Here is a 24,765-nt window from a genome sequence, read left to right as displayed (position 1 = left end):
TGTTGTCACTGAGCTTCTTTCGTCATGGCGTCCAGCGGCCACAGCGGTCGGTCGGCGACCAGATCGGTGCCCTTGGATACGTTGCGATGCACGGCTTCGGCGGGTCGCACGATCGCCCGCACGCTCGTCGAGCCGGGAGGTACGCCGGTCACGACCGGATGGCTGATCACACCGGTGAACGGTCCGCTCCACGCGGTCCAGAGCGTGAAATCCGGGCTGAGCGCATAGATCGCGCCGACGAGTCCGCCCGTTTCGGCAGTGCCCGCCGCCACTACGTTCAGCCTGTTTTCCGCCGACCGCTCCGCGAGTCCGAGCGGCAGTTCCCACGGTTCGGTGGGCGAGCAGGGCACCGCGACGACGTCCGCGTCCTGAACCGCGGCCAGGCGGAAGGATTCCGGAAACAGCGCGTCGTCCCCCACGACGATGGCCAATCTGCCCCAGGGCAACTCGAAGACGGTCAATTCACCGCCGGGGTTTGTGAGCCATGGGTGGCGATTCGTCGGGTGCAGTTGTGCCTGGTGGCCGACCACCCCGTCCGCGTTGACCAGCACGCCATGATGCGCGTCACCGGCACGCACGCTGAGTACCGCGTGCGCTGTCGTGTCACGCAGTGCGCGAACGACTTCCGGAATCGGCACGGTCGCGAGTTCGGGCAGCACGATGAGGTCGACACCGTCGGCGGCGAGGACGGCGAGCACCGCGGTGTCTGCAACCGAAACAGCGGCCGACAGCGTCGGGGCTCCGGCCGGTGCGCGGCGTACGCGCGATGCTCCGGACAGCGGGGCGTAAAGCACGGGCCTGCGTGCGGCCAGGATGTCGGTGCCGTCAGGGCGGTGCTTGTCGTCGGCCGTGGCGACATCGATATCGGCGACCACGATGGCCTCCCCGGTGACTGGTGCCACGGCGACCGGAATGCCGTCCGGGCCGACGATCTGGCTTTCGCCCGCGCCGTGTAACCGATCCGGCGGCACGCCGAGCCGGGCGGCGATCGCGGGAAGCTGCGCGGCAGGCAGCAGCGGACCCACTTTGTTCGCCGCCACCACCCACACCTTGTTCTCGGCGGCGCGTACCGGAATGTGCAGGCTCGCCTCATCGATGGCGAACGAGTTGAGGCTGTTGAGCAGCAGCTGCGCACCGCGTAGCGCCAGCGATCGGGTGACCTCGTTGAGCACGCCCTCCATGCAGGCGTACATGCCGATGCGGCCCAATGGTGTTGCGATGACCGGTGATTCGCGCTGCCCGGGATCGAGATAGTCGTTCTCCGCACCCATCAGGATCTGTTTGTCGGACTCGCCGAGCAGCTCGCCGCCGGGTCCGAACAGCAGACCGGTGCCGGTGGTGCGGCCGCCGGCGCGGGCGAGCGTGACGCCGATCTTCACGTAGAGCCGGTGTCGTCGTGCGTGCTGGGCGATCGCGGTGAGGAACGGGTCGCCGACGGTGCACGCCGTTCGGTGCGCGTGTGCGCGGTCCGCGTACCAAGATAGATGGTTACAGAATTCGGGAAGGACGACCAGTTCCGCCGCCGCGGTGGCGGCCTCGTCGATCATCCGGAGGCAGGCGTCGAGGTTGACCGCGACATCGGTTCCGGCGGCGAGTTGTGCGGCCGCGACTCGGGTCATGAACGAGGACCCTTCCATTCGAAGCTGTTTCGTAGGACATCGTGTTTCGTACAACGAAACGATGTTTCCATCGTGGTCTCGATTCTGTACCCCGGCGAAGGATCTGTCCAGGGGTGGCCCGACATTTCACGCGGCCGTAATTCCCGGAAACGTCGCCTCTTTCGCTTGTCTTGACACTGGTCGGCGCCGCGGGTTCAATATGGCAATCGTGAAACTGCGTTTCCCTCAGTGGAACGCGAGTGGAGGTTGAGGATGACGAGGCATCGCGCATCCCTGGGAAATATCGACAGCGGTCGCCGGTCACGGACACCATCGGATCGAATAGATCACCACGCCATCGGGACTCGAAACGGCGTCCGAGCGAGCGCTGGAGCTGCCGCGCTCTGCGCGATCGCGGCCGGGCCGGTAGCCGGTGGCCAGCTGGTCCTGCTCGGAAAGCCGCTGGGCGGCCTGATCGGCGTGCCCGGCGCGGTGGTCGGCTATATCGTGCTCACCGCCGCCGTGCTCGGTCTGCTCGTCGCCGCACTCTGGCTGTGGCGGTTGCGGTCCGCTGCCGGAACAGCAAGTGCGTGTGGGGTTCTCGCGGGATTCGCGGTGATCGTCGCGGGTGCGGTCGACAGTGTCGTCGTGTTCACCATCGCGGTGCTCGTGGCCGGTGCGGCAACCGGGCCCTTGCTGGCCGTGGGTCGGGCGCTCGCGTTCGACCTCGGGCGCGGAGGACTGGTGCGCGTGCACGCGGCGGCCATGGTGGGGATGGCCGCCGCCGCGTGGCTGGCCGGCCGTTATTACGCGGACCCCGGCGGCGGACTGATCATCGCCGGTGCGCTCACCTCCGTGCTTGGGCTGGCAACCGGACTGCTTGCCCGCCGCGGCGTCGGCGCGCTCCCGCCGGTACGCCGCGCGGCGATCGGTGTCGGCGTCCGCTCGGCGTTACCCGGATATCTTGCGGCCGGTATCGCGATCGGCGGTGCCACGCTGCCCGCGCTGCACCTGTTGCTGTTCCGGTGGAACGAATTCGGCGCCGCGCAGTGCATGTGGTTGTCGATTGCCGCCGCACCCGCGGTCGTCGCGATCATCGTGCCCAGGCGGCGACCGGATGCCGTGCCGGTGCTGTTGATCCTGGCGGCGGGCGGGATGGTGCTCGTCGCGACCGCGCCGGGGCCGGCGACGCTGATCATCGGTCTCGCGCTCACTCTTTCGGCGGGTACCCGTGCGGTGACGACGCTGGACGAAGGTGTGTGCCTGAGCCTGGTGCGTGCCGAGCGAACTGCCGCCGCGGGCGTCACCGCCGCGGTCGCGGCGCTCTCGGGGGTGGCCGCGCTCGGAGTTGTCGATCTGCTCGGCCGGCTCATCGGCGCCGGATCCGCGCTGACCGTGTCGGCGCTCTGCGTGCTCGTCGTGGTGTGGTCGGCGGTCCGGAGCGGTGCGCGACAGCGGATGCGCACGGCGGTCGAAGGCGGCGTGTCATGAGCATGTTCGCCGGTGCGACCCGTGCCGCTGTAGTCGGATTCCTCAGCGGATACCTGGTGGTGTCGCCGCTGGCGGCCACCGCTGACGAACCGGCCGAAATCCAGGTCAGCACGACTGCGGACCTGGCCGAGGGGCAACGAATAACTGTGCAGGGTAGCGGCTTTCGGGCAGGGCTCGCCGCCGTCGCGGTAGGCATGTGCAAACAGGGCTTCAGCAATGGGCTGAAGGACTGCGACCTGGACGGCGGCGCGACCTTCGTCAACATCGGCGGCGACGGCGCCTTCGGTCCACTGACCTTGACCGCACACCACCGATTTCACGACATCGACTGCACCGAGCAGCAGTGCGTGATCGCCGCCGCGCCATTGCCCGGCACCGAACCACCCCAGATCATCGCCGCCAATTCCGCTGCGGTGTCGGTTGTTTTCGCGGGCTCACGCCTACCGACGGCGACTACGGCACCCACCTCTACCGCGACAGCGCAACCCGAGGCAGACACCGAAGGCCCATCCACGGTGCTGTGGGCGGCAACCGCGGCCCTACTCGTCCTAGTCGCCGGCTCGGCGTTCGCCGATCGGCGGCGACGGTGAATCCATCAGGAGGAAGTATGAAGCACATCGCCACCAGACTCGGGATCCTCGCAGGCGTAACCGTCGCCGCAGTGTTCGGCGCGGGTCCCGCCGCGGCCGCCCCCACATTGCAGGTGAGCCAATCCACCGGACTGACTGCGGGGCAAGCGATCACGGTGACCCTGGACGGCCTGCCCGCGAACATGGCCGCCGTGGCGGTGGGCCAATGCAAACCGCAGATCGCGGGTCCGGGGGACTGCAACTTGCCTGGTTCGATGCTCGGCTCCGCTGACGGGCAGGGCAATTGGCAACCCAACGGAGACAAGCGATCGATCACTCTGGTGGCCGATGTCGGCGGCACCGACTGCACCGTCGCGCCCGGCGCGTGCACGATCAGCGTCACCAGCCTGACCAACGCCACCGAGATCATCGCCTCGGTTCCGCTGACCTTCGGGCCAGCGGCGCAAACCCCGAAACCCACTGCGGCAAGCAGTGCTTCAGTGGACCCCGACGACTCGGACCGCAACACCGCCGCAGCGATCGGCATCGGTGTCGGCGCGGTGGTGATCGTCGCAGCGGTCGTCCTCGTCGTCGCGCGCCGGCGCGGACGGAACACCTGAGGGCACGCGGTCAACCAGGATAAGCGCCGGCGGGCAGACCCGCACCGCCGGCGCGAAAGGCGGCGGGTGCGTGGGTGACGGTGGTCTGGACGTATTCGAGCAGGCCTTCTTCGGCGTATTCGCGGCCGAATCCGCTGTTCTTGGTGCCGCCGAAGGGGGCGTGTAGCGACATGCCGGTGCGGTTGTGGGTGTTGATGAAGGTGAAGCCTGCTTCGATGCGGGCGGCCACGGAGAAGGCGTGCTCTTCGTCGGCGGACCAGACCGATGCGGCCAGGCCGAGTTCGGAATCGTTTGCGCGAGTGAGGACTTCGGTCTCGTCGCGGTAGGTGAGGATCGGGACGGCGGGGCCGAATTGTTCCAGGCGGACCAGGTCGGCGTCGTCGGGCGCGCCGAGCGCGAGGATGGGGTCCAGGAAGTAGCCGTCGCTGGGCGGCGCCGAGGCGAGCGGAATGATGCGCGCGCCCCGGGTTTCGGCGTCGGTGACGAGTCCGCTCACGCGTTCGGCGGCGATGCGGGTGACCACCGGGCCCATGGTGGTGTTCCCGTCCGTCGGCTCGCCGACCGTCAGGATGCGTTGTGCGGCAGCGATATACGATTCGACGAACTCGGTGATCCTGGTCTCGGGTACGTAGAGGCGTTTCGCGGCCATGCATACCTGACCTGCGGTGGCGAAGGAGGCGAGGACGAGCCGCTCGAAGTCGTTCGGCGTCAATGCGAAGTCGTCCAGGAAGATGGCGGGGTCGTTGCCGCCGAGTTCGAGCAGTATCGGGGTGAGCGCGCCGCCCGCGGCCGCCGCGATCGCACGTCCGGCCTGCTCGCCGCCGGTGAACGCGACCTTACGCACCAGCGGGTGGGTGACCAGCGCTCGACCGGTATCCGCGCCACCGTGCAAAACCGTTGTCGCGGGCAAGAGTTCGGCCGCCGCGGACACGGTGAGCGGCGCCAGCGGAGACGGTTTCAGGATCACCGCGTTCCCCGCGGCGAGCGCGGGACCGAGCTTGAGCATCGAGAGGATGATGGGTGCGTTCCACGGCGTGATCGCGGCGACCACGCCGAAAGCTCGCCGCACCGGTGTGATTCGGCCCTGCGCATCATCGGTGCCGTGCAGGTGCAGGACTTCGGCCGCGTGATCGCGGACCCAGCGCAGATAGGTTGCGGCGAAGCCGATTTCACCGCGGCAGTCGGAAACCGGTTTACCGGACTCGCGCGCCAGCAGCACTGCCAGCTCGACCTTGCCGGCATCGAGCGCGTCCGCGGCGCGGCCGAGCGCGGCGAGTCGAGCCGCGACCGGCTGTCGTGACCACTCGTGAAAGTCCCGGTGCGCGTTGCGCACTGCGGCGTCGACCGCTTCCGGCGGCGTCTGGTTCACCGTGCCGACGATCTCGCGCGGGTGGGCGGGGTTCTCCCGCTCGATCCTCACGGCCGCGGCCCGAGCGAGTCGAGCAGGCAGGCCCGGCGCAGATACGCGCGGGCGGCGGCGGGGTCGGCGGCCAGCGCCCGCAACTGCTCGCGCCCGCTGCCGTCGGCTCCGCGCAGCCGGTTCCAGTTGTCATGGCTGGTCCGTTGTACGTGGTCGACAGCGACGGTACGGCGGTGTGCCGCAACCTCGTCGAGCCGTTCGTCCGGGGCGCCGCCGAGGACATCGGCCAGCGCGGTGGCGAACTGGACGGCGTCGTGGATGCCGCTGTTCATGCCCAATCCGCCGAGCGGGTTGTTGAGATGCGCGGCGTCGCCCGCCAGCAGGACCCGGCCGTGCCGGAATCGCCCGGCGACTCGCTGATGCACCCGATACAGCGAGGCGTGCGCTGTGTTCCACGGCCTACCCAAGTCGGCGACCGCGGCCAAACGCTGTGGCAGTCTGCGCAATTCGTACTCGTCGTCGGTGTCGGCGGGAGTCGGCAGCAGCACCCGCCAATGGTGCGGGGTGCGCAGCAGCACCAGCCATTCGTCCGGGTCGAAAAGGTAATTGATCGGCGCGATGCCGGGCAGCGCGCGCGCCAGATCCTCCTCGACCGAGGCCACCAGGAACCGCTCCGGATAGGTGCTGCCATCGAAGTCCACGCCCAGCCCGTGCCGGACCGCGGAGTGCGCACCGTCCGCGCCGATCACCCAGTCCGCGTGGATCGGGCCCGTGCCGGTGCTCAGCACCACTGAATCGTCGGTGTGCCGCAATCCGTTCACCCGGCAGCCGAAGCGCACATCCGCGGTATCGAGGGCGTCCAGCAGGATCGGGGTGAGCTTGCTCTGCTCGCATTGCACCCGGAACGGGAACGGGGTGTCCTGGCTCAGCACAGCAAGATCCAGGGTCGCGATCTCGCCGCCGCCACGGTCGCGGTATTGAAAGGTCGACGCGACGACTCCCTTGTGCAGCAATGTATCCAGGACGCCGAGGTCGCGCAGCAGCTCCAGGGTCGGCGGATGGAACGTGGAAGCCCGTGATTCGGTGGCGAGCTCGTCGCCCTGTTCGAGCACGGTGACCGGAATTCCGCGACGGGCCAGGGTCAGTGCGGCGGTGAGTCCGACCGGTCCGGCGCCGACCACCACGATCGCCGGGGTAGTCATGAGGCGTGCAGGGCGAAGCGGCCCTCGACACCGACGACGCGGGCGCCGGTGAAGAAGCGCAGTGTCTCCGCCGTGCCCTCCTCGCCGAGTCCGGACAGCCCCCAGGCGGGTCGTGGGGTCATCAGGTGCAGGCTCATGATCGAAGAACCGTTCACCTTCACCTCGCCGGCGCGGATTCGGCGCGCGATGCCGAGTGCTTGTTGTTCGTCTGCGCCGCAGACGTAGCCCTCTAATCCGTAGGGGACCGCGTTGGCCAGCGCCACCGCCTCCTCGATGTCGGCATAGGTGACGACGCCGGCCACCGGGCCGAAGATCTCCTTCGCCAGGTCGCCGTCCAGAAGTGTTGGGGCGAGATAGTTTCCGGCTTCCGGCATGTTGCCGAAGCTGCGCATCTCGCGGCCGTCGAACGAAGCCCGCACGGCCTGCGCGTGTTTCGCGTGCACCAGTGGTCCGAACTCGGTCAGCGGATCCATCGGTGCCCCGACCCGTAGCGCCGCGAGCCGCTTGCCGATCCCCTCGACCAGATCGCCCGCGCGCTTCGCCGGCAGGATCAATCTGCCCAAGGCGCGACACCATTGGCCGTTCAATGTGGTCAGCAGTTCGGCGGCGATCCGAGTGGCGGTGTCGAAATCGGCGTCGGGCAGAACGACCAGCGGATTGTTCCCGCCGAGTTCGAGCTGACACGGACGGAAGCTCGCGGCCGAGGCGGTCGCGATCGAGCGTCCGCCGGCGAGTCCGCCGGTGAACGAGACCGCCTTGATCCGGGGCGAGGCGACCAGCTGCGCGCCGACCTGCGCACCGCCCTGCACCAGCTGGAACATTCCCGCGGGCACGTGCTCGGCGATCGCCTCCGCCAGCACCACCGAACTGTAGGGCGCCAGTTCGCTGACTTTCAGGATCACCGGGCAACCCGCGGCGAGGGCGTTGACCACCTTGTGCGCGGCCATGGGCGCGGGTGCGTTCCACGGAACCAGGCACAGTGCCGGGCCGAGCGGTAGCCGATGCACTTCGACGCCGTCCTGATCCTGGCGCAGCGCTCCGGCGCGGAGTTGTTCGGCCGCGAGGCGGAACGAGCCGGACACGATCGCGGCCAGCGGAACCGTTTGGCTGATGGGTACACCGGTTGCGCGGGCGTCCAGTTCCGCGATCCGCGGCAACCGCGCGTCCAGATCGGCGGCAATCGCGTCGAGCATGGTGGCATCGATCCGGCCGGCGGCGGCTTCGGCGACCGCGAGCGCACGCTCGACGCGGTCGGCTGCCGTGGCGACTGCCCGGGCGACGGGCCGGCTGGTGGCCGGATCTTGCAGTGCGACACCGAGATCGATCTCCGGTGTGCCCCATTCGTCGTCGATCAGGTCGGTGATCGCGGGTAGGTCGGTGCTCATCGGTCCGCGCTCGCCGGTGCGGTGGCGAACAATTCGTTCGCTTTGGCGTCGGTGACGATGCGGGCGACCTCGAGCATGCCGCGCTCGGCGGGGAAGGTCATCACCAAGCCCATCGCCAGGTCCCGCAGCGCCCGGCCCGCGACTCCGCCCATCGCCGCGGCGGACGTCCCGCCGGCCTTGAACGCGCCGAGTGCGACCTGAAAGCAGGCCTCGGTGACCGCGCCCTTGCCCAGACGCCACTGGGTGAACACCTCGGGCTTGGGTTTGATCGGCGGCTGGGCGGTCTCGATCGTCAACTGATAGCGCAACCACAGGTATGCGGTCTGCAACTGCCTGGTCATCTCGCCGATGAGCACCTGATGTACCGGTGAGGAAGCGATCGGGTCGCCGGTGTCGGCGAAGGTCTTCGCGGTGGTCGCGGCCAGCGTCTCGTCGTAGACGTGCTGGGCGCACCCGGTGTAGACCGCCGCGATGGCGAGCTGGTTACCGACGAAACTGCCTCTGCTCATGGTGAGCATCTTGGTGAACGCGCCCGGCACTGCCAATGCCTCATCGTCCGGGATGAACACCTCGTCCAGGCGGATGCCGTTGTTGGCGGTGGCGCGCATCCCGAGTCCGTCCCACGGGGCGCGCACCCCGACGCCGGGCGCGTCCCTGGGGACGAAGAAGGTCGCGAGCCCTTCCGCGGTGTCGTATCCGTCGAGTTTGGCCGAGGTGAGATAGAAGTCGGCGACACCGGTCGCGCAGCCGAATGACTTCTCGCCCTGCAAGATCCAGCCACCGCCGACCTTGCGTGCGGTGGTGGCGATGGTGATGTTCGCGGCGGCGGTCTTGACCGCCTCGGAGGCGAAGTTCGCCAGCCAGCTGCCCTCGGCCATCCGGGTGAGTACCTTCTCGGCGAAGGCGCGCACGACCGGAATCTCGGTGTCGGCGAACAGTCCGGCGTCGATCGCCTCCAGCGGAAGCAGCCCGCGCGAGGCACTGGTGTTGTGGAAGAAGAACGCCAGCGCGGTAGAGGGGCAGGCGGTGCCCATGGCGAACGTGGCCGCGGCCAGATCCCGGAGCGTGCCGCCCAGTCCGCCGAATTTCTCCGGCACCACCAGCCCGAGCAGGCCCGCGTCGCGGAGCAGTCCGACATGGCCGGGTGGAAAGACGCCGAGTCGATCGGCTTCCTCGGCGGCCGCACGCAGCGCGGGCAGCACCGCGTCGACCCGTTGGGCGCGTTCGCGTTCGGTGTCGGTCATGTCCTCGACGAGTCGTTCACCGATCATCGGACTATCCCCTCGTGATACGTGCGGTCGTGGTAGATGAGTGGCGCGATGGGCCGCGGGGTGGCGGCGTCCTGCACCGCACCGACGATGATGGTGTGGTCACCGGCGAGGTAGCAGGCGGTGAGTGCGCAATCGAGCCAGGCGACGGCGTCGGTGAGGACGGCGGCGCCGGTGCTCGCGGTGTCCCACTGTCCGGTGCCGAAGCGATCGGTCGCCGCGTTCCAGACGGTGGACGCGAAACGCCGGCCGATGTGCTGCTGATCGTGCCCGAGTACGTTGGCCGCGAAAACGCCACTCGCACGGATCATTCGGCACGTCGTGCTGGTGGAAACCAGGCACACCGAGATCAGTGGCGGATCCAGCGCCACACTGGTGAACGAGCTGGCGGTCATGCCGTGCCTGCCGCCATCCGCCCGGACCGTGGTGACGATCACGACTCCGCTGGCCCACTGCGCCAGCACCGCGCGAAGATGATTGGGTTCCACCGCTGTTCCGTTTCGATAGTGGAAACGCTGTTACGCACAAGGTAACGCCCGGCGTGGGGTCGGCGCAAGGCGAGCCGGGATGGCGATGATGTTTCCCATAGGGAAATCCACCGCTTACACTCGGGGCGTGTCCGAAACCGAATCCGACAACCAGAGCCGGTCGATCGCCGCGGTCGAACGAGCCATGGACGTGCTGTTGTTGTTCGGCCGCAGCGGCCGGGCCGATCTCGGCGTCACCGAGATCGCCACCGAGCTGGGCATCACCAAGGCCGCGGTGCACCGCATCCTCACCGCGCTGCGCAATCGCGACCTCATCGCGTTCGAACCCGCCACGCGCCGTTACGCGCTCGGGCATGCCGCCATCGCCCTCGGCCGGGCGTATCTGGCGCGCACCGACCTTCGGGTGATGGCCGCACCGGAGCTGCGCAGGCTGGCCTCGGTGACCGGGGAGACCGCCACGCTCTCGATCCGTCGCGGCGATACCCGGATGTACGTGGATCAGGTTGTGCCGGAACAGGAACTGCGGATGGAGGTAGCCCTCGGGGTGCCGTATCCGCTGTACGCGGGCAGCTCCTCCAAGGTGATCCTGGCGCTGCTGCGCAAGGACGAGATCGATGAGTACCTGGGCCGGCACGAATTGACCGCGTTCACCGACGCGACGATCACCTCCGTGCGCAAGTTGCGCACCGAGCTGAACGCCACCAAGAAACGTGGTTACGCGATTTCGCTGGGGGAGCGGCAGATCGGAGCAGCCTCCATTGCCGCGCCGATCCTCGACCACGACGGCGGGGTCGTGGCCGCGATCAGCGTGTGCGGGCCGCTGTCGCGGTTCCAGCCACGGATGGACGAGTGTGTCCCCATGCTGCTGAAGGCGGCCGGGGCGGTATCGGCTCAGTTGGGTTACACGCCGTAACCGCGGCGGGGGCTCACAATTGGGCCCCGGGTTTGAGCACGCCCAGTGTCGCCGCGGCAAGCACACTGCCCCAGATCAGCCAGACGTACGGTAGACAGCCGTCGACGCTGCGCCGCAGGGTGCGCTCGACGGGTTCGCTGGAACCTTCGGTCATCAGGGTGCCGAACGCGGGACCGAAGGGGCGCAACGTCATTCGGATGCCGAGTCCAGCCGCAACGGCGACCGTATACAGCAGGATCTTGGCACCGAGCCAGCGGGGGTTGGTGGTCACGCCGAACGGATCGCGGGCCAGCAGAGCGTAGCCGCCGGTACCGGCCAGCACGGTGATGACCGCGAATCTGATGACGAGATCGGCTCGCCGTACCGCGGCGAGCCGTCCGTGCGTGCGGTGGGTGAGCACGGTCAGCATCAGCCATCCGGCGCCGAAGATCCACACCAGGACAACGAACCACCAAGGGAACAAGTCGATTCCGAACATCGTCGCGCCGTGCGGCTCCAACGCCATCAACGTGACGCCGCTGGGCAGGAACAGGACCAGGCAGACTTTGGGTCCGAGATCCAGGCCGCTCATGATCGCCAGCGCCGTCGCCCGAGCCGAGGCGCTGAGCTCGGGATCGATCACGAACCGGCTGGAATAGAACACGCCGAGGTCGCCGCCGAGCCAGAACACGAACAGCACCAGATGCAGCACGATCCACCAACCGTGCGGGTGTTGACCCATGGAATCCTCTTGTCGCTACGTGAGTTCCGCGTCGGCGGCGGTCTCGGAAACAATTGGTGTCCGGTCGTCGACGGAGGCCGAGCGCAAGACCGCGAGGGCTTCGGCGAGACTCAGCACGTCGGCGTACTTGATGTCCAGATCGAGCAGGCTGGCCTCGTGCAGCGCGGCGGCCCGATCGCCGCACGCGTCGGCGACGACCAGCGGCCGGAAACCGTGCTGCAACGCGTCGGTCGCGGAGGCACGCACACATCCGCTGGTGGTGAGGCCGACGATGACGAGCGTGTCGATGCGCTCGGCGGTCAGCGTCGCGGCCAGCGGGGTGGCGTGAAAGGCGCTGGGGTACTGCTTGGTGATCACCGTGTCGCCGGGTGCCGGCGCGGGATCATCGAGGAAGTCGCCGAGCGGGTTACCGGCGTCGAATACCCGCAGCGCCGGCACTTTGCGGCGGAACAGCCCGCCGTCGGGGCCGCCGGGCTCGAAGCGGACCCGGGTGAAGATCACCGGCAAGCCGGAATGCCTTGCCTGGGAAACGATTTCGGCGGCGGCCCGCACGGCGGCGGCGACGGGTGCGCGCAGTGGTGAGCCGTCGGTCAGATAGGCCGCGCAGATGTCGACCACCAGAACGGCGGGGGAGCGTCCCGCGCCGAGGCGGGCGCTGTAGCCGGAACGGCGGTAGTCGGCGGCGCGCTCGGTCATCGGTGCCCTGCTCCTCAGATGATGCCGTCGGCGGCGAGCTGTTCGAGGTCGTCCGGGGCGAGGCCGAGCAGTCCGCCGTAGACCTCCTGGTTGTGCTCGCCGAGTTCGGGGCCGGGATGCCGGACGGCGCCGGGGGTTTCGCTCAGCTTCGGGAACACGTTGTGCATCGGCAGTTCGCCGAACTCCGGGTGGGCGAGCCGGACAATCGCCTCGCGGGCGGCGAAATGCGGGTCGGCGAACATGTCTCGCGCGGTGAAGATGCGGCCCGCGGGCACGCCCGCGGCGTGTAGTCGATCGAGCAGCCGATCGGTCTCGATGGTCGCGGTCCACGCGCCGATCAGTTCATCGAGTTCGGCCATCCGCGCGCCGCGGGCGATGTGGGTGGAATACCTTGCGTCGCCCGCCAGTTCGGGACGGCCCATGGCTTCGGCGAGCCGGGCGAAGACGGTGTCCTGGTTGGCGGCGACCAGGATCATCTCGCCGCCCGCGGTGGGATAGACGTTGCTGGGGGCGACATTCGGCAGCACCGATCCGGTGCGTTCGCGCTGATATCCGGTGATCGCCCATTCGGGCAGCAGCGATTCCATCATGGCGAGTACCGCTTCGTAGATCGCCGAGTCCACCATCTGGCCGCGTCCGGTATTCGCCCGGTGGTGCACCGCGGCGAGGGTGCCGATGGTGGCGAACACCGCAGCGAGCGAGTCGCCCAGGGAGATGCCCGTTCTGGCCGGTGCGTGGTCGGGATCACCTGTGACATAGCGTATTCCGCCCATCGCCTCGCCGATCGAGCCGTATCCGGCGCGCGGTGCGTAGGGGCCGGTCTGGCCGTATCCGGTGACGCGCGTCATGATCAGTTCGGGATGATCGGCGCGCAGCTGGTCGAAGCCGAGACCCCAGCGTTCCATCGTGCCGGGCCGGAAGTTCTCGATCACGATGTCGGCGCGCTCGATCAGCCGCCGTGCCAGTCGTTGCCCGGCGGCTTCGCGCAGGTTGCAGGTCACCGATTTCTTGTTCCTGGCGACGACCGGCCACCACAGGGACTTGCCTTGGGACTGCTCGCGACCCCACTGCCGCATCGGATCACCGGTGCCCGGGGACTCCAGCTTGATCACCTCGGCGCCGAGGTCGCCGAGCAACTGGCCACAGAACGGGCCGGCGAGCAGCTGCCCCATCTCGACCACCCGCAGATCCGCAAGCGGCCCTGACGATTTCGCTGATTCGGCGGCCATGTCGCAGTCTCCATCCTGTTGCGCACCCGGACGCTCGTGTCGATTTCGCGAGGGCGGATCACGATCACCGGAATTGGATACAATGTATCCCTGAGTGAAACAAAGTGGCAAGGTGGGTCGCACCGTGGAGGGCAAGTGAAGGTCACGTTGGTCGAGGTCGCGCCGCGCGACGGCCTGCAGAACGAATCGGAAATCGTGTCGGCGGAGGACAAGATTCGGCTGGTGCAACGCTCCGTCGACGCCGGTTTGCGCCGGATCGAGGCGGTCAGCTTCGTCGATCCGCGGCGAGTGCCGCAGATGGCGGACGCGGAGGCGGTCATGGCCGCCGTTCCGCGGATCGATGGAGTGTCCTATGCGGGCCTGGTGTTCAATGACCGAGGCTTGGACCGGGCACTGGACGCGGGCGTCGATGAGATCAATGTTGTTGTGGTGGCAACGGATTCGTTCAGCATGCGTAATCAGGGATGCTCGACCGCGCAGGGAATAGCGCGCTGGGCGGAGCTGGCGGCCAGGGCACGGGAAGCAGGGGTCTTCCGCACGGTGACGATCGCGGCGGCGTTCGGTTGCCCGTTCACCGGGGAAGTCCCCGAAGCTACTGTGCTGGAACTGATCCGCCGCGTCGCCGAGGCGGAGCCCGACGAGCTCGCGCTGGCCGACACGATCGGCGTCGGCACGCCGGATCGGGTGCGCGCGCTGGCGGCCGGTGCCGCGCGGATCGCGCCGGAGGTAACCCTGCGATGCCATTTCCACAACACGCGAAATACCGGCTACGCCAATGCCGTTGCGGCGCTGGAGGCCGGAGTCCGCGTGCTCGACACCAGCACCGGCGGTATCGGCGGGTGCCCCTTCGCGCCGGCCGCGACCGGCAATATCGCCACCGAGGACGTCCTGTACGCCTTGGACCGGATGGGCGCGCACACCGGTGTGCGGATCGAGCCGGTGATCGAAACCGGTCTGTGGCTGGGCGAATTGCTCGGCAGGCCGGTGCCCGCGCTGCTCGGCCGGGCAGGTCTGTTCCCGCCTTGCTGACCGATCAGGTCCGCAGCAGTGACATCAGTTCGACGAGGTCGGATTGCCCGGCGAGATCGAGCACCAGCCCGGTGATCCGGTCGATGCGGCTGCCGGACAGCACCTGCTCGGTGTTCAGGCGGAACTTGGTGGCGAGCTCGCCGGCGGACAGCGGATTTCCCGGACCACCGCGGTTGACCTCCACTCGTTCGGTGCGCACGCGCCCGTCACGCAGCCATGCGGTGAGCACAGCCGGGAACTGATGCGGGAATATGGCGTCGCACCGAGCGTCCGCGACGCAGGTGACGCGGCCCGCCAAGGCAAGCCGTTCCGGGGCAGCGGCCGCTGTGTCGGTGAAGTCCTGGTGGAATACGCCGAGCCCGCCGCCCCCGAGCAGCGCGGCCGCTACCGTGTACGGACCGGAAAACGCCGCGTGGTAACCGGATTTCGGGTGCGCCTTGTCCGCATGCGGTTCGCCGATGGTGCGCAGCACGACGGTCGGTGCGCCGAGTTCGAGACGCTCGATGTCTGCGGTGGCGATGCCCCCGGCCCGTAACCGCAGCGCCGCGTCGATGCCCGCGTGCGTGAAATGGTTGCAGGGATAGGGCTTGAAGAACACCTTGGGTAACTCCCACCGCGCACCGAGGCCGTCGAGAATCGCGGCCGGATTGCTCTGCTCACCGCAGAAGGCTTGGAGCAGGCCGAATCTCCCCTCGAACACGGTCGGCGGTCCGGTCAGCCCGGCGCACGCGAGCTCGGCCGCGACGACCGCGGCATGCGCGGCCCATCCGCAGTGCACCCGTTTCACGGTTCCACCGGTTCGATTTGCCTCCAGCAGTCCTGAACCCATACTCGCCGCGATACCGAGCGCGTGCCCGACAACTGTCGCGTCGGCGCCGGCCAGCATGGCGGCCGCCGCGGCCCCGCCGAGCGTGCCGCAGATGGCGGTCGCGTGCAGTCCGCGTTCGAAGAAGATCGAATTGCCCAGTGCCGCGTCATAACCCGCCATACCGACCCGGACCGCTATCTCCACTCCTACCGCGACTGCGTCGAGCAGGGCGGCGCCGCCGGCGTTGCGGGCCTCGGCGACGGCGAGGGCGGCCGGAACCACGGTCGCCGACGGGTGCAACACCGACGGCAGGTGGGTGTCGTCGAAATCCAAGGCATGCGCCAGGGTTCCACCGAGTAGTGCCGCGCTCGCGGCAGGCCATCGCCCCGGTAGCCCGAGTGCTGTCGACCGTGGGTTGCCGCCCCAGTCCTCGACCAGAGTCACCACCGCGCGGGCGGCCGGTGTGTCGAGCGCGGCCACGCTGTTGCCCAGCACATCGAGGATTCGTCGTGCGGCGTCGGCGCGTAGCTCGTCATCGAGGCCACCGTCACGGGCGGACGCGGCGAAGGCGGCCAGCCGCTGCACGATCGTCGGCCGGCTCATCGACTCACCGCCGCGAGTGGTCGAACCGGCGAGCCGGTGCCGCCGACTATGCGCAACGGGGCGAGCAGAAAGGCGAATTCGCTGATCCCGCTCGCGGCGAGGTCCTCGAGCGCGAGATGTTCGATGATGTAGATGCCGAACTCGACCAGCAGAACTCGGTGCACGGGTAACACGCGGTGACCCGTGCCAGGCGGAATGCACTCGTAGGCAGTGGTATCCGAACCGGTGGCGATCACGTCGCGAACGGCCAGCCAGTGCGCGGCCTGGACGCCGAGTCCCGGCACGCCGGTTTCGGTGCCCAGGTAGGCATTCGGATCGTCGAACAGCCTTGACCAGCCCGTACGGATGAGCACGACGTCGCCTGCTCGCACCCTGACTCGCGCTTGCCTGGCCGCCGATTCCAGATCGTCCGGAGTGATCTCGTAACCGCCAGGGAGCGTGTCGATCTCGTGTAAGCGGGCGATATCGAGCAGTAGGCCGCGACGCAGCAGGCCCGGTAGGTGCTCGGCGCCATGCGCGCTGAACCTGCCGCTGCGCTGAGCCTCCTGCGCATCGATTCCGCCGTGCAGTGCACCGTTGTGACTCACGTGGCTGAGTGCGTCGATGTGGGTGCCGACATGCCCGCCGGTGACGATGAGCTCGTTCGCGGCCGAACCGCCGTCCGGGCGGACCGTGTCACCGTGCCTGCGCGCCAGGGTCATTCGGAAGCCGGGATGATTCGGCGAGCACGGCATGCCGGTGAAGAAGGGCTGACCCAACTCGATCAGCTGTAGGTTGCCGCGGACCGCGGTGATCAGTGGATCACCCTCGGCGGCAGGGTGTTCGGGTGCGGTCCGCTCCGGGGTGGGCTCGGTGCCGGTCATCGAATCACTCCGGCGGATCGTAGCTCGGCGAGCCCGGCCTGATCGACGCCGTAATGCTCGAGTACCTCGTCGGTATGAGCTCCCAAAGGCGGTCCGGTCCAGCGTATTCCGCCCGGAGTGGCCGACAGCCGGAACAAGATGTTCTGCATGCGCACCTGGCCGAGCTCGGCATCGGGCAGGGCGACGATCGAGCCGAGGGCCAGGAATTGCGGGTCGGTGAATACGTCGGCGGCGGTGTAGATCGGCGCAATCGCGGCCTCGGCTCGCTCGAACGCGGTCAGCACCTCTTCGGTGCTGTGCCGGCCGATCCAGCCACCGACCGCGGCATCCAATTCGTCGGCGTGCGTTGCCCGTTCGGCGCCGGTGGCGAACCAGGGCTGGTCGATCAGATCGGGGCGTCCCACCAGCCACAGCACCCGCTCGGCCACCGATTGCGCGCTGGTCGAGACCGCGACCCAGCCGCCGTCGGCGGTGCGATACGTGTTGCGCGGGGCGTTGTTCGAGGAGCGGTTGCCCATGCGCGGTTGTAGTTCGCCGAGTTGGTCGTAGGCGATGATCTGCGGACCGAGCAGGGTGAGAATCGGTTCGATGATGGCGAGATCGATCTGCTGCCCGGTACCGTCGCGTTCCCGCGCCCGCAACGCCGTCATGATCGCGAAAGCCGTTGTCAGTGCAGCGATTCCGTCGGCAAGGCCGAACGGCGGCAGGGTCGGCGGGCCGTCCGGTTCGCCGGTCACGGCCGCGAATCCGCTCATCGCCTCGGCCAGGGTGCCGAAGCCGGGACGCCGGGCGTACGGTCCGAACTGGCCGAATCCGGTGACCCTGGCCAGGATCAGCCGCGGATTGAGCGCGCGTAGTTCGGGATAGCCCAGGCCCCATCGTTCCAGGGTTCCCGGGCGGAAGTTCTCGATCACGACATCGGCGTCGGCGACCATGCGCCGGAAGATCTCCTGGCCGCGCGGTTCGCCGAGATACAGCGTCACCGACTTCTTGCCGCGGCCGAGCAGCTTCCACCACAGTCCGACCCCGGCGCGCTGGGCGCCGTGACCGCGCACCGGGTCGCCGTCCGGGTGCTCGATCTTGACGACCTCGGCGCCGAAGTCGGCCAGCAGCGTGGCCGCCAGCGGGCCGGCGAACAGGGTCGCGATGTCGAGTACTCGGATTCCGGCCAGCGGTTGCGCCACCATCGGTCCTCCCTTGCGCCGCAATCTGTTTCCCGCACCGAAACGGTGATGCGAACTCGCGGCGTTGACTACCAGCGCATCGTACTGCGAAGATCGGCAGATTGGAAACAGCGTTTCGTACAGAGAAACCGGAGAGTGTCGTGCCCGAGCTCCTGATTCGCAATGCCCGTGTTGTCCGTGCGAGCGATCCGTCGCCGGACAACCGGGAACCACTCGACATCGCTGTCTCGGCGGGCGTGATCGAGGCGATCGGTCCCGAGCTGGCCGCCGGTGCGCGGACGCGGGTGGTCGACGCGCATGGCCTGCTCGCCTTCCCCGGTGTCGTCGATGCGCATCAGCACTGGGGCATCTACCGTGACCTCGCGGCCGATACCGAGAGCGAAAGCCGCGCCTGCGCGCAGGGCGGCGTCACCACGTCACTGAGTTATCTGCGGACCGGCCGCTACTACCTCAACCGTGGTGGTTCGTATCGAGATTTCGTCCCCGAGGTCCTCGACCGGATGGCGGGACGATCACTGGTGGACTACGGCCTGCATCTGGCCCCGATGACCGCCGAGCACATCGACGAAATCCCCTACCTGGTCGAGGAATTCGGGATCACCTCGTTCAAGATCTTCATGTTCTACGGCGGCCACGGACTGCACGGCCGATCATCGAACCAGTCCGACTTCCTGATGATCCCGCCGAACGAACGCTATGACCTGGCCCATTTCGAGTTCGTGATGCGCGGAATCCAGCGCGCCCGCGAACGATTCGGCGACCATCTCTCGTTGTCGCTGCACTGCGAGACCGCCGAGATCATGGCCGCCTACACGGCATTGGTCGAACAAGACGGCACGCAGAGCGGGCTGCGCGCCTATAGCGCCGCACGTCCGGCGCATTCCGAGGGGCTGGCGATCACCATCGCGTCCTATCTCGCGCACGAGACCGGCCTGGCCGACATCAACCTGCTCCACCTGTCCTCGGCGAAGGCGGTCGAAGCCGCGATGACGATGGCAAAGGCCTTCCCGCGGGTGAACTTTCGCCGGGAGGTCACCATCGGTCATCTACTCGCCGACGTCGACACCGCACACGGCATCGGCGGCAAAGTGAATCCACCGTTGCGTGAGCGCTCCGATGTGGAGGCGCTGTGGCGGCACCTGCTGGCCGGCGATATCGACTGGGTGGTCAGCGATCACGCGTGCTGCCGGGACGAGGAGAAGTTCGGCGCCGACCGTGACGACGTGTTCCTGGCCAAATCCGGCTTCGGTGGCGCGGAGTATCTGCTGCCCGGCCTGGTCGGTGAGGGACTGAAACGCGGCCTGCCACTGGGTCGGATCGCCGCACTGACCGCGGCGAACCCGGCCCGGCGCTATGGACTTTCGGGCAAAGGAGACCTCGCCGCGGGGTTCGACGCCGATATCGTGCTGGTCGACCCTGCCGTGCGGTGGACGGTACGCGCGGCGGATTCCGAATCCGCGCAGGAGTACACACCTTTCGAAGGCTTCGAGATGAATGCCGCGGTCACCGACGTGTTTCTGCGCGGCAGCCACATTGTCCGTGACGGCGAGGTGGATGGTGGCGCGCACGGCCGGTACCTGCGCCGCGGCCGGCCGTGAGCGGCGTGACGACTACTGATAGGTGGGATCGGCCCACTGCCCGATGGAGCGCGAGCGGACCGGCTCGACCGGGCGCGGTGCGAGGCTGTGCGGCAGGTCCGGGCCCCAGTTGGTCGGCGTGCCCGACACCTCGATCTTGGCGTTGTCGGTATACCAGTCCACCAGATCGGCATCGGAACGCACGATCCACGTGCAGCCCCGTTCCGCGTCGGCGGTGAAGTCGCCGTGGCGAATACGCGCGGGCCGCCAGAAATACGTGCCGGGCCACATCTTGCCGAAGTTGTAGTCGAATCCGCCGTCGAGGCAGTACGCCTCCTCGCTGCACGGGTGATGGGCCAGGGGTTCTTCGCGCCAACCCGGCTTGGCTTTGATGAGACGGGTGTAGAAGCCGGTCTGCTGGTCGCGGTGCAGGAGCTTGATATAGAGCCCGGGGACCGGAGTGCCGCCGAGATCGAAGCGCATCGGGCTGCCGTCCTTGACGTCGATCCACGGCATCGCCGCGGTGTCGAGCACGACCAGTTCCTGGTCGGCACGGACGAAGTCGCGGTCACCGTCGGCCGGCTCGAACCGGTGGTCTCCGCCTTCCCGGAAGAGCAGGATCTCGGTCTCGGCGGTGACGGAAATCGGCGGTGTCCACACACCTTTCGGCGCCATCCAGAAGCCCTCGGGGCCGAGCACGGTATCGCCGATCGTGACCTGTCCGGACAGCACGAACCATTCGGTCTCGGCGTGCTGCACGCCTGCCGGCCGCGACCAATCGCTGGTGAAGCGAACCTTGAGCGAGGCGGATCCGTCCTCCTCGTCGTAGCTGAGGTTGCGTTGCTCGGCGCTGCCGGTGGCGTGCTGGAACTCGGCGGTGTGCTGGATCAGATCGCGTTCATCGATCAGTTCGACATGTGGACGCATGGGTCCTCCTCGGGCGAGCAGTATTACCGATACAAAATGTACTGGTTATTAATATTCAAAACAAGATGTATCGTTTATTGAGTGAGCAAGCCCGGACGCCCGGTCGGCCCCGCCGCCGACACCGAGGAGATCGTGTTGACCGCTGCCCTGGAACTTGTACTGACCGAAGGGGGTTCGGCGTTGACGCCGCAGCGCCTGCACGCGGTCACCGGCGTCGCCCGGACGACGATCTACCGGCACTGGCCGACGCCGCGCGACGTGCTCGCGGCCCTCATCTCGGTCGCACCGCATCAGGCGGCGGAACCGAGCGGCGACCCGGTCGCCGACCTGCGCGCCGAACTGGATCTGCTCTGTGATCGGTTGCGCGACAAGCCGGTTGGCGCTTTTCTGCGCGCGTTGGTCACCGCCTCGTCGACGGATCCGGAGTGCGTACCGCTGCGTCGACGGTATGTGTTGGACCTACTCGCCCCGATCCGTAGGTCGGTCCGCGCGATCGGCGTCACCGACGAAGGCGAGGTCGACGAGGCCGCCATGGCGATCGTTTCGCCGCTGCTCGTCGACACGCTGCTGCTCGGCCGAGACGCCGGGCGGGAGCGGGCCCACCGCGCGGTCGACGATGTACTGGCCCGGCTGGTGAGTTCGATCCGATGACCAACGCGGTCGGGTCTCGAGCCGTCTTCGGTGTGATCGTGCCGAGCACGAATACCGTTGTCGAACACGATTATTGGCGGGCCGGACTGCCCGGGGTCGCCTATCGCGCCGGCTCGATGTACATCCCGGATCCGGTGATGGGCAACGACGACGACTTCCGCGCCCTGCTCGGCCAGATCCGCGCCTCGATCGACACCGCGGTGCGCGATGTGCTCACCGCCGAACCCGATCGGCTGGTCATGGGCATGTCCGCCGAGACGTTCTGGGGCGGGGTCGCGGGCAACGCGGCCTTCGAGCAGGGACTGCGGGACCGGACCGGATTGCCCGTGACCACCGGGGCGAGTTCGTGCCGCGCTGCCTTGCGTGAACTCGGTTGCCATCGCATCGCGGTCTTTTCGCCGTATCAGCCGGTCGCCGATGTCGAGGTGGGCCGGTTCTTCACCGAGGCGGGCTTCGACGTCGCCGCGATCACCGGACTGCGCTGCCCGACCGCCATGGACATCGCCAGGGTCGGCGGCGACCGGTTGCGGGAGATCGTCGCCGAAGTCGATGGACCCGACGTCGAAGCGATCGTCCAGGTCGGTACCAATCTGTCTTTCGTCGGACTGGCGGATCAGCTGGAAGGTGAACTCGGAAAACCCGTGGTCGCGATCAACGCCGCCACCCTCTGGCACGCGCTGCGCGAGCACGGGCTCGACGACCGGGTCGAGGGGGCCGGACAACTGCTGGGTGCGCACTGACCACGGACGGCAACGGCCACCGGAAAATCCGCTGGCCGTCCCGTCTTCCGGCTGATCAAGGCAGGGTTTGCAGGGTTCCGGCCGAACGCTGGGTTTCGTAATAGGTTCCGCCGGGGTAGTAGTCGGCGCTGGTCGTTCCGGAGACGAAGTCACCGGCCCAGGCGACGGACAGCGTTTGCAGTGCGGAGACATTCTTCGCCTGAGGCGCACCGCAGGCGACCCTGTCCGGGGTGGGTGCGCTCGCGGCTTCGACATCGACATGCGATCCGGTGGTGAGCCGGACGCCGACGAACGGCCGGGAGATCTGCCCGATCAACTCCTTGGTGCCGCTGCCATTGCCGTTGCAGAGGTAGGGCGGGGAGGAGAGGGCCAGAATCGGCAGCGTGGTGTTGCTGAGGTGGTTGAGCGAACTGCCGAGGTTGTTGCCGACGAAGCTCTTCACGGGATCGAACAGGATGAGACCCCGCACCGAGGCGAACGCTGCGGAGTAGTCGGAACGTAGCACCTGAGCGACGTAGGGAACGGCTTCACCGGCGGCCGAATGCCCGGCGAATACCATGGCTTTCGGGAGGGTGAGATCCGGGCGTTTCGCCTTGTTCTTCGCATCGGCGAAGCTGCGGCCGAGCTTGTCACCGGGGTCGGCGGCTTTGCCGAACAGATCGGCCACGTTGTGCAGGAAGTTGGTGTTGTTGCCCAGGTTCTCCAGGGTGCAACCGAGGGCGTTCGCGGTGGGCAGGGTGGGTGCGAAGACCAGAAAGCCTTGCGCCGAGAACTTTCTCGCGGTGTCCTCGATCGAGTCGTTGGCGCCGGCGAAGCCGTGTTGCAGCCACAGCAGCGCCTTGGGTGTCCCCGCGGGGAAATACCAGTCGCTGCTCTGGCGCAATGTGGTGAATGCACAGCGGATTTCGACGGTGTTCTCCACCTTGGTGACCGCGGAATCAGCGGTGGCGGTGGGAATGGTGAATGCGGTGGCGACGGCGATCAGGCCGATGGCGACCAGCAGGCGTTGGATCCTCAATGTAACTCCGGTGTTTCACTGTGAGAAACGGTGTTTCGTTTCTCGGGAAACAAATCTGCGGCCGGACGGCCGGCCAGGTCAAGGTCGGCAAGTGGGGAGACGGATACGTCGTTCCCTCACCAGCGCGTGGGTGTTCTCCCCAGTCCCACTTGCGCACGGTGGGGGAGTTAGTGTCGTCACAATTCGCGATCTTGTCATTGCGGACGGGTAATGAATGGCGATGCTGGTGTGGGCGGTGCACATCAGCGGTAGCACCGTCGAGGGCGGGCTCGAGCAGCTCCCGGGCCCGAGGGTCGAGCACACTGCGGCGGTAATCACTGGTTTCATCATTCTGTCCAGCACCGGATTGGAGATCATGCCCAGGATGGGTGCCCGGCGTCCCGCCCGGCAGCGTCGACCACGGGTGACCACGGCCGAACAGCGGCGCGATATCGCGCTGCTGCTGCGCGGGAGCATTTACGCGGGAGTGTCGCCGTCACCGACAGCGACCGGAGAAGAGTATTCGCCCCGCCAGGTCATCGATTTCTGTCTGGATCTGGGCGAGGTGATGCTGTCGTCGGGAGCCGATGCGCGCAGTGTCGAGGTGGCCATCGTCGCGGTGTCGGCGACCTGGAATCTGGCGGCGGTCGAACTCGACTTTCCCGGCTCGTCGATCCACATGGTGTATGCCGTGCCCGACGAGCCGACCATCGCCGGATTGCGGGCTGTGCGGGACACGGGCGCCGACCTGCACCGGCTCAACAACGTGTACGGCGTTGTCGACGATATCGTCGGCCATCGGACCGATATGACTCAGGCCAGCCAGCGACTCGTCGAGGAGATACGGTCGGATCCGCGATGGCCGTATCGCGTTGTCGCGGGCGCAATGGGAGTTCTGGGCATTGTCGTCGCGCTGCAAGCAGGCGGGACCTACTGGTCGGCCGCCGGCGCGTTCGTTCTGCTGTTCGTGCTGACTTACCTCGGTCGCATACTCGGGAGACGTTATCTTCCAACATTTTTCGTCGCGGTAGCGCAAATGGCGCTGGCGACGGCGGCCGGCAGTGTGGCGATGGCGTACAGCCCGATCAATCCGGGGGAGGCGGCCAGTATGGTCGCGGCGTGTGTGGTGCTGCTGCTGCCACACCCGTCGATCGTCGCGACGGCGCAGGACGCGATTTCCGGATTTCGGAGCCTGGCTCTGGTGCGCGGGCTCGGCATCGGTCTGGTGGTGCTCGGGATGGTCACGGGCATTCAGGCGGGCCTGATTTCGACCCGGTGGGCCGATCTGGAAGTCGATCCGTCGGCGATCCATTTGACCGGCTTGACGCCGTTCTGGGCGCTCTTTGCTTCGGCGATCGCGGCCGCGGCCAATGCCTTCGCTCAGGGGGCGACCGCGCGGGTGGTGCCTATTTCTATGGCGGTCGCCGTATTCACCCAGTTGATTGTGCAGTTGTGTGCCCGTGCGCATATCGGCCTGCAAATGTCGTTGATGCTCGGTGCGGCGATACTCGGCGCGCTCAGCACATGGACGGCCGCCCGGCTCCGCATTTCCCCGGCATCGATAGTTGTTCCCGCATTCTGCGGCGCCCTGCTCCCATCGCTGACGGTTGCCCACTCATTACTGCAGTTCATCGGGCATTCGCCAGGATCAGGAGTGGCGTTCGCCTTTTCGGTACTCACCACCTTGGCCATAGGCGCGGGCCTGGTCTTGGGCAACATCGTGGCCACGGGCGGGGCACGTCGTATGGTCAGCACCCGAACCCGGATCCGGTCGGCGAGCCTCGATACCGAGCCGCGAGCGACTGTCCCGGAGGCCGGCGGGCGACTGGATTCGTAACCAGGCTCG

The 24,765-nt window shown here is 67.7% G+C and carries 23 protein-coding genes; 9 read left to right on the top strand and 14 right to left on the bottom strand.

What is annotated here, in order from left to right; translation table 11 throughout:
* Positions 1-5 precede the first annotated feature (5 nt).
* The gene (locus tag AB0M22_RS22995; RefSeq protein WP_364730317.1) at positions 6-1,619 is read right to left on the bottom strand and encodes a carbon-nitrogen hydrolase family protein; all 1,614 of its coding nucleotides are present in this window, start codon (positions 1,617-1,619) and stop codon (positions 6-8) included.
* A gap of 252 nt (positions 1,620-1,871) precedes the next feature.
* Here AB0M22_RS22995 and AB0M22_RS22990 point away from each other — a divergent pair, with 252 nt between their 5' ends.
* The 3 genes from AB0M22_RS22990 to AB0M22_RS22980 are packed head-to-tail and all read left to right on the top strand — an operon-like array spanning position 1,872 to position 4,278.
* A complete protein-coding gene (locus tag AB0M22_RS22990; RefSeq protein ID WP_364730315.1) occupies positions 1,872-3,089 on the top strand; it encodes a hypothetical protein in 1,218 nt (405 codons plus the stop codon).
* Positions 3,086-3,679, top strand: coding sequence for a GPS-CTERM domain-containing protein (locus AB0M22_RS22985; RefSeq protein ID WP_364730312.1), 594 nt, complete (start codon positions 3,086-3,088; stop codon positions 3,677-3,679). Before AB0M22_RS22990 ends, AB0M22_RS22985 begins: the two co-directional genes overlap by 4 nt.
* Before the next feature lie 17 nt (positions 3,680-3,696).
* Positions 3,697-4,278 carry a neocarzinostatin apoprotein domain-containing protein gene (locus AB0M22_RS22980; protein ID WP_364730309.1) on the top strand — a complete coding sequence of 194 codons (582 nt, stop codon included), beginning with the start codon at positions 3,697-3,699 and terminating at the stop codon, positions 4,276-4,278.
* Between the two features lie 10 nt (positions 4,279-4,288).
* On the opposite strand, the gene AB0M22_RS22975 is transcribed toward AB0M22_RS22980, so the two are convergent.
* The 5 genes from AB0M22_RS22975 to AB0M22_RS22955 are packed head-to-tail and all read right to left on the bottom strand — an operon-like array spanning position 4,289 to position 9,981.
* Complete coding sequence (locus AB0M22_RS22975) at positions 4,289-5,698, bottom strand: aldehyde dehydrogenase family protein (protein ID WP_364730307.1); 1,410 nt, start codon at positions 5,696-5,698, stop codon at positions 4,289-4,291.
* Positions 5,695-6,840 (bottom strand): NAD(P)/FAD-dependent oxidoreductase, encoded by a 1,146-nt coding sequence (locus AB0M22_RS22970; RefSeq protein WP_364730305.1) that lies wholly within the window; start codon positions 6,838-6,840, stop codon positions 5,695-5,697. Before AB0M22_RS22970 ends, AB0M22_RS22975 begins: the two co-directional genes overlap by 4 nt.
* Complete coding sequence (locus tag AB0M22_RS22965) at positions 6,837-8,225, bottom strand: aldehyde dehydrogenase family protein (protein WP_364730302.1); 1,389 nt, start codon at positions 8,223-8,225, stop codon at positions 6,837-6,839. Before AB0M22_RS22965 ends, AB0M22_RS22970 begins: the two co-directional genes overlap by 4 nt.
* On the bottom strand, positions 8,222-9,496 hold the full coding sequence (locus AB0M22_RS22960; RefSeq protein ID WP_364730299.1) for an acyl-CoA dehydrogenase family protein: 1,275 nt from the start codon (positions 9,494-9,496) through the stop codon (positions 8,222-8,224). Before AB0M22_RS22960 ends, AB0M22_RS22965 begins: the two co-directional genes overlap by 4 nt.
* On the bottom strand, positions 9,493-9,981 hold the full coding sequence (locus tag AB0M22_RS22955) for a flavin reductase family protein (RefSeq protein ID WP_364730296.1): 489 nt from the start codon (positions 9,979-9,981) through the stop codon (positions 9,493-9,495). Before AB0M22_RS22955 ends, AB0M22_RS22960 begins: the two co-directional genes overlap by 4 nt.
* A gap of 127 nt (positions 9,982-10,108) precedes the next feature.
* Between AB0M22_RS22955 and AB0M22_RS22950 the strand changes: the two genes are divergently transcribed.
* Positions 10,109-10,894, top strand: a complete 786-nt coding sequence (locus AB0M22_RS22950) for an IclR family transcriptional regulator (RefSeq protein WP_364730294.1) — start codon at positions 10,109-10,111, stop codon at positions 10,892-10,894.
* Positions 10,895-10,907: 13 nt separating this feature from the next.
* Here the strand turns inward: AB0M22_RS22950 and AB0M22_RS22945 are convergent, their stop codons facing one another.
* From AB0M22_RS22945 to AB0M22_RS22935, 3 genes are read right to left on the bottom strand one after another with little or no spacing between them, the layout of a single operon-like run.
* Positions 10,908-11,615, bottom strand: a complete 708-nt coding sequence (locus AB0M22_RS22945) for a hypothetical protein (RefSeq protein WP_364730291.1) — start codon at positions 11,613-11,615, stop codon at positions 10,908-10,910.
* A 15-nt stretch (positions 11,616-11,630) separates the two neighbouring features.
* Complete coding sequence (locus tag AB0M22_RS22940) at positions 11,631-12,311, bottom strand: isochorismatase family protein (RefSeq protein WP_364730288.1); 681 nt, start codon at positions 12,309-12,311, stop codon at positions 11,631-11,633.
* Positions 12,312-12,325: 14 nt separating this feature from the next.
* Positions 12,326-13,540: a CoA transferase gene (locus AB0M22_RS22935; protein WP_364730286.1), complete on the bottom strand. Its 1,215-nt coding sequence runs from the start codon at positions 13,538-13,540 to the stop codon at positions 12,326-12,328.
* Between the two features lie 135 nt (positions 13,541-13,675).
* On the opposite strand from AB0M22_RS22935, the gene AB0M22_RS22930 reads away from it, so the two are divergent.
* Positions 13,676-14,569 carry a hydroxymethylglutaryl-CoA lyase gene (locus tag AB0M22_RS22930; protein ID WP_364730283.1) on the top strand — a complete coding sequence of 298 codons (894 nt, stop codon included), beginning with the start codon at positions 13,676-13,678 and terminating at the stop codon, positions 14,567-14,569.
* A 4-nt stretch (positions 14,570-14,573) separates the two neighbouring features.
* Here the strand turns inward: AB0M22_RS22930 and AB0M22_RS22925 are convergent, their stop codons facing one another.
* Genes AB0M22_RS22925 through AB0M22_RS22915 form a run of 3 tightly spaced genes read right to left on the bottom strand, consistent with a single transcriptional unit; the run spans position 14,574 to position 18,030 of the window.
* Entirely contained in the window at positions 14,574-15,980 is a 1,407-nt protein-coding gene (locus tag AB0M22_RS22925) for an MmgE/PrpD family protein (RefSeq protein ID WP_364730280.1), read from the bottom strand.
* The gene (locus AB0M22_RS22920) at positions 15,977-16,843 is read right to left on the bottom strand and encodes a cyclase family protein (protein ID WP_364730277.1); all 867 of its coding nucleotides are present in this window, start codon (positions 16,841-16,843) and stop codon (positions 15,977-15,979) included. Before AB0M22_RS22920 ends, AB0M22_RS22925 begins: the two co-directional genes overlap by 4 nt.
* A complete protein-coding gene (locus AB0M22_RS22915; protein ID WP_364730275.1) occupies positions 16,840-18,030 on the bottom strand; it encodes a CoA transferase in 1,191 nt (396 codons plus the stop codon). Before AB0M22_RS22915 ends, AB0M22_RS22920 begins: the two co-directional genes overlap by 4 nt.
* Positions 18,031-18,167: 137 nt before the next feature.
* On the opposite strand from AB0M22_RS22915, the gene AB0M22_RS22910 reads away from it, so the two are divergent.
* Complete coding sequence (locus AB0M22_RS22910) at positions 18,168-19,625, top strand: dihydroorotase family protein (protein ID WP_364730272.1); 1,458 nt, start codon at positions 18,168-18,170, stop codon at positions 19,623-19,625.
* 12 nt (positions 19,626-19,637) lie between these two features.
* Here the strand turns inward: AB0M22_RS22910 and AB0M22_RS22905 are convergent, their stop codons facing one another.
* The gene (locus AB0M22_RS22905) at positions 19,638-20,531 is read right to left on the bottom strand and encodes a DUF4437 domain-containing protein (RefSeq protein WP_364730269.1); all 894 of its coding nucleotides are present in this window, start codon (positions 20,529-20,531) and stop codon (positions 19,638-19,640) included.
* Positions 20,532-20,612: 81 nt separating this feature from the next.
* Here AB0M22_RS22905 and AB0M22_RS22900 point away from each other — a divergent pair, with 81 nt between their 5' ends.
* Both AB0M22_RS22900 and AB0M22_RS22895 read left to right on the top strand, forming a co-directional pair.
* Complete coding sequence (locus AB0M22_RS22900; RefSeq protein WP_364730267.1) at positions 20,613-21,182, top strand: TetR-like C-terminal domain-containing protein; 570 nt, start codon at positions 20,613-20,615, stop codon at positions 21,180-21,182.
* On the top strand, positions 21,179-21,922 hold the full coding sequence (locus AB0M22_RS22895) for an arylmalonate decarboxylase (RefSeq protein WP_364730264.1): 744 nt from the start codon (positions 21,179-21,181) through the stop codon (positions 21,920-21,922). The genes AB0M22_RS22900 and AB0M22_RS22895 overlap by 4 nt, the downstream gene beginning before the upstream one ends.
* A gap of 55 nt (positions 21,923-21,977) precedes the next feature.
* On the opposite strand, the gene AB0M22_RS22890 is transcribed toward AB0M22_RS22895, so the two are convergent.
* A complete protein-coding gene (locus AB0M22_RS22890; protein ID WP_364730262.1) occupies positions 21,978-22,940 on the bottom strand; it encodes a hypothetical protein in 963 nt (320 codons plus the stop codon).
* Between the two features lie 214 nt (positions 22,941-23,154).
* Here AB0M22_RS22890 and AB0M22_RS22885 point away from each other — a divergent pair, with 214 nt between their 5' ends.
* A complete protein-coding gene (locus AB0M22_RS22885; protein WP_364730259.1) occupies positions 23,155-24,756 on the top strand; it encodes a threonine/serine exporter family protein in 1,602 nt (533 codons plus the stop codon).
* Positions 24,757-24,765: the final 9 nt, after the last annotated feature.

This window comes from Nocardia sp. NPDC051756, from assembly GCF_040681495.1.
Lineage (GTDB): Bacteria > Actinomycetota > Actinomycetes > Mycobacteriales > Mycobacteriaceae > Nocardia.
The sequence above is the reverse complement of the archived record's forward strand: the minus strand, read 5'-3'. Positions and strand labels throughout refer to the sequence as shown.

Bases quoted from the DNA above. Each gene is read 5' to 3' on its own strand.
- AB0M22_RS22995 (WP_364730317.1), bottom strand. From the start codon at position 1,619: ATGACCCGAGTCGCGGCCGCACAACTCGCCGCCGGAACCGATGTCGCG.
- AB0M22_RS22990 (WP_364730315.1), top strand. From the start codon at position 1,872: ATGACGAGGCATCGCGCATCCCTGGGAAATATCGACAGCGGTCGCCGG.
- AB0M22_RS22985 (WP_364730312.1), top strand. From the start codon at position 3,086: ATGAGCATGTTCGCCGGTGCGACCCGTGCCGCTGTAGTCGGATTCCTC.
- AB0M22_RS22980 (WP_364730309.1), top strand. From the start codon at position 3,697: ATGAAGCACATCGCCACCAGACTCGGGATCCTCGCAGGCGTAACCGTC.
- AB0M22_RS22970 (WP_364730305.1), bottom strand. From the start codon at position 6,840: ATGACTACCCCGGCGATCGTGGTGGTCGGCGCCGGACCGGTCGGACTC.
- AB0M22_RS22965 (WP_364730302.1), bottom strand. From the start codon at position 8,225: ATGAGCACCGACCTACCCGCGATCACCGACCTGATCGACGACGAATGG.
- AB0M22_RS22960 (WP_364730299.1), bottom strand. From the start codon at position 9,496: ATGATCGGTGAACGACTCGTCGAGGACATGACCGACACCGAACGCGAA.
- AB0M22_RS22945 (WP_364730291.1), bottom strand. From the start codon at position 11,615: ATGGGTCAACACCCGCACGGTTGGTGGATCGTGCTGCATCTGGTGCTG.
- AB0M22_RS22940 (WP_364730288.1), bottom strand. From the start codon at position 12,311: ATGACCGAGCGCGCCGCCGACTACCGCCGTTCCGGCTACAGCGCCCGC.
- AB0M22_RS22935 (WP_364730286.1), bottom strand. From the start codon at position 13,540: ATGGCCGCCGAATCAGCGAAATCGTCAGGGCCGCTTGCGGATCTGCGG.
- AB0M22_RS22925 (WP_364730280.1), bottom strand. From the start codon at position 15,980: ATGAGCCGGCCGACGATCGTGCAGCGGCTGGCCGCCTTCGCCGCGTCC.
- AB0M22_RS22920 (WP_364730277.1), bottom strand. From the start codon at position 16,843: ATGACCGGCACCGAGCCCACCCCGGAGCGGACCGCACCCGAACACCCT.
- AB0M22_RS22915 (WP_364730275.1), bottom strand. From the start codon at position 18,030: ATGGTGGCGCAACCGCTGGCCGGAATCCGAGTACTCGACATCGCGACC.
- AB0M22_RS22905 (WP_364730269.1), bottom strand. From the start codon at position 20,531: ATGCGTCCACATGTCGAACTGATCGATGAACGCGATCTGATCCAGCAC.
- AB0M22_RS22895 (WP_364730264.1), top strand. From the start codon at position 21,179: ATGACCAACGCGGTCGGGTCTCGAGCCGTCTTCGGTGTGATCGTGCCG.
- AB0M22_RS22885 (WP_364730259.1), top strand. From the start codon at position 23,155: ATGGCGATGCTGGTGTGGGCGGTGCACATCAGCGGTAGCACCGTCGAG.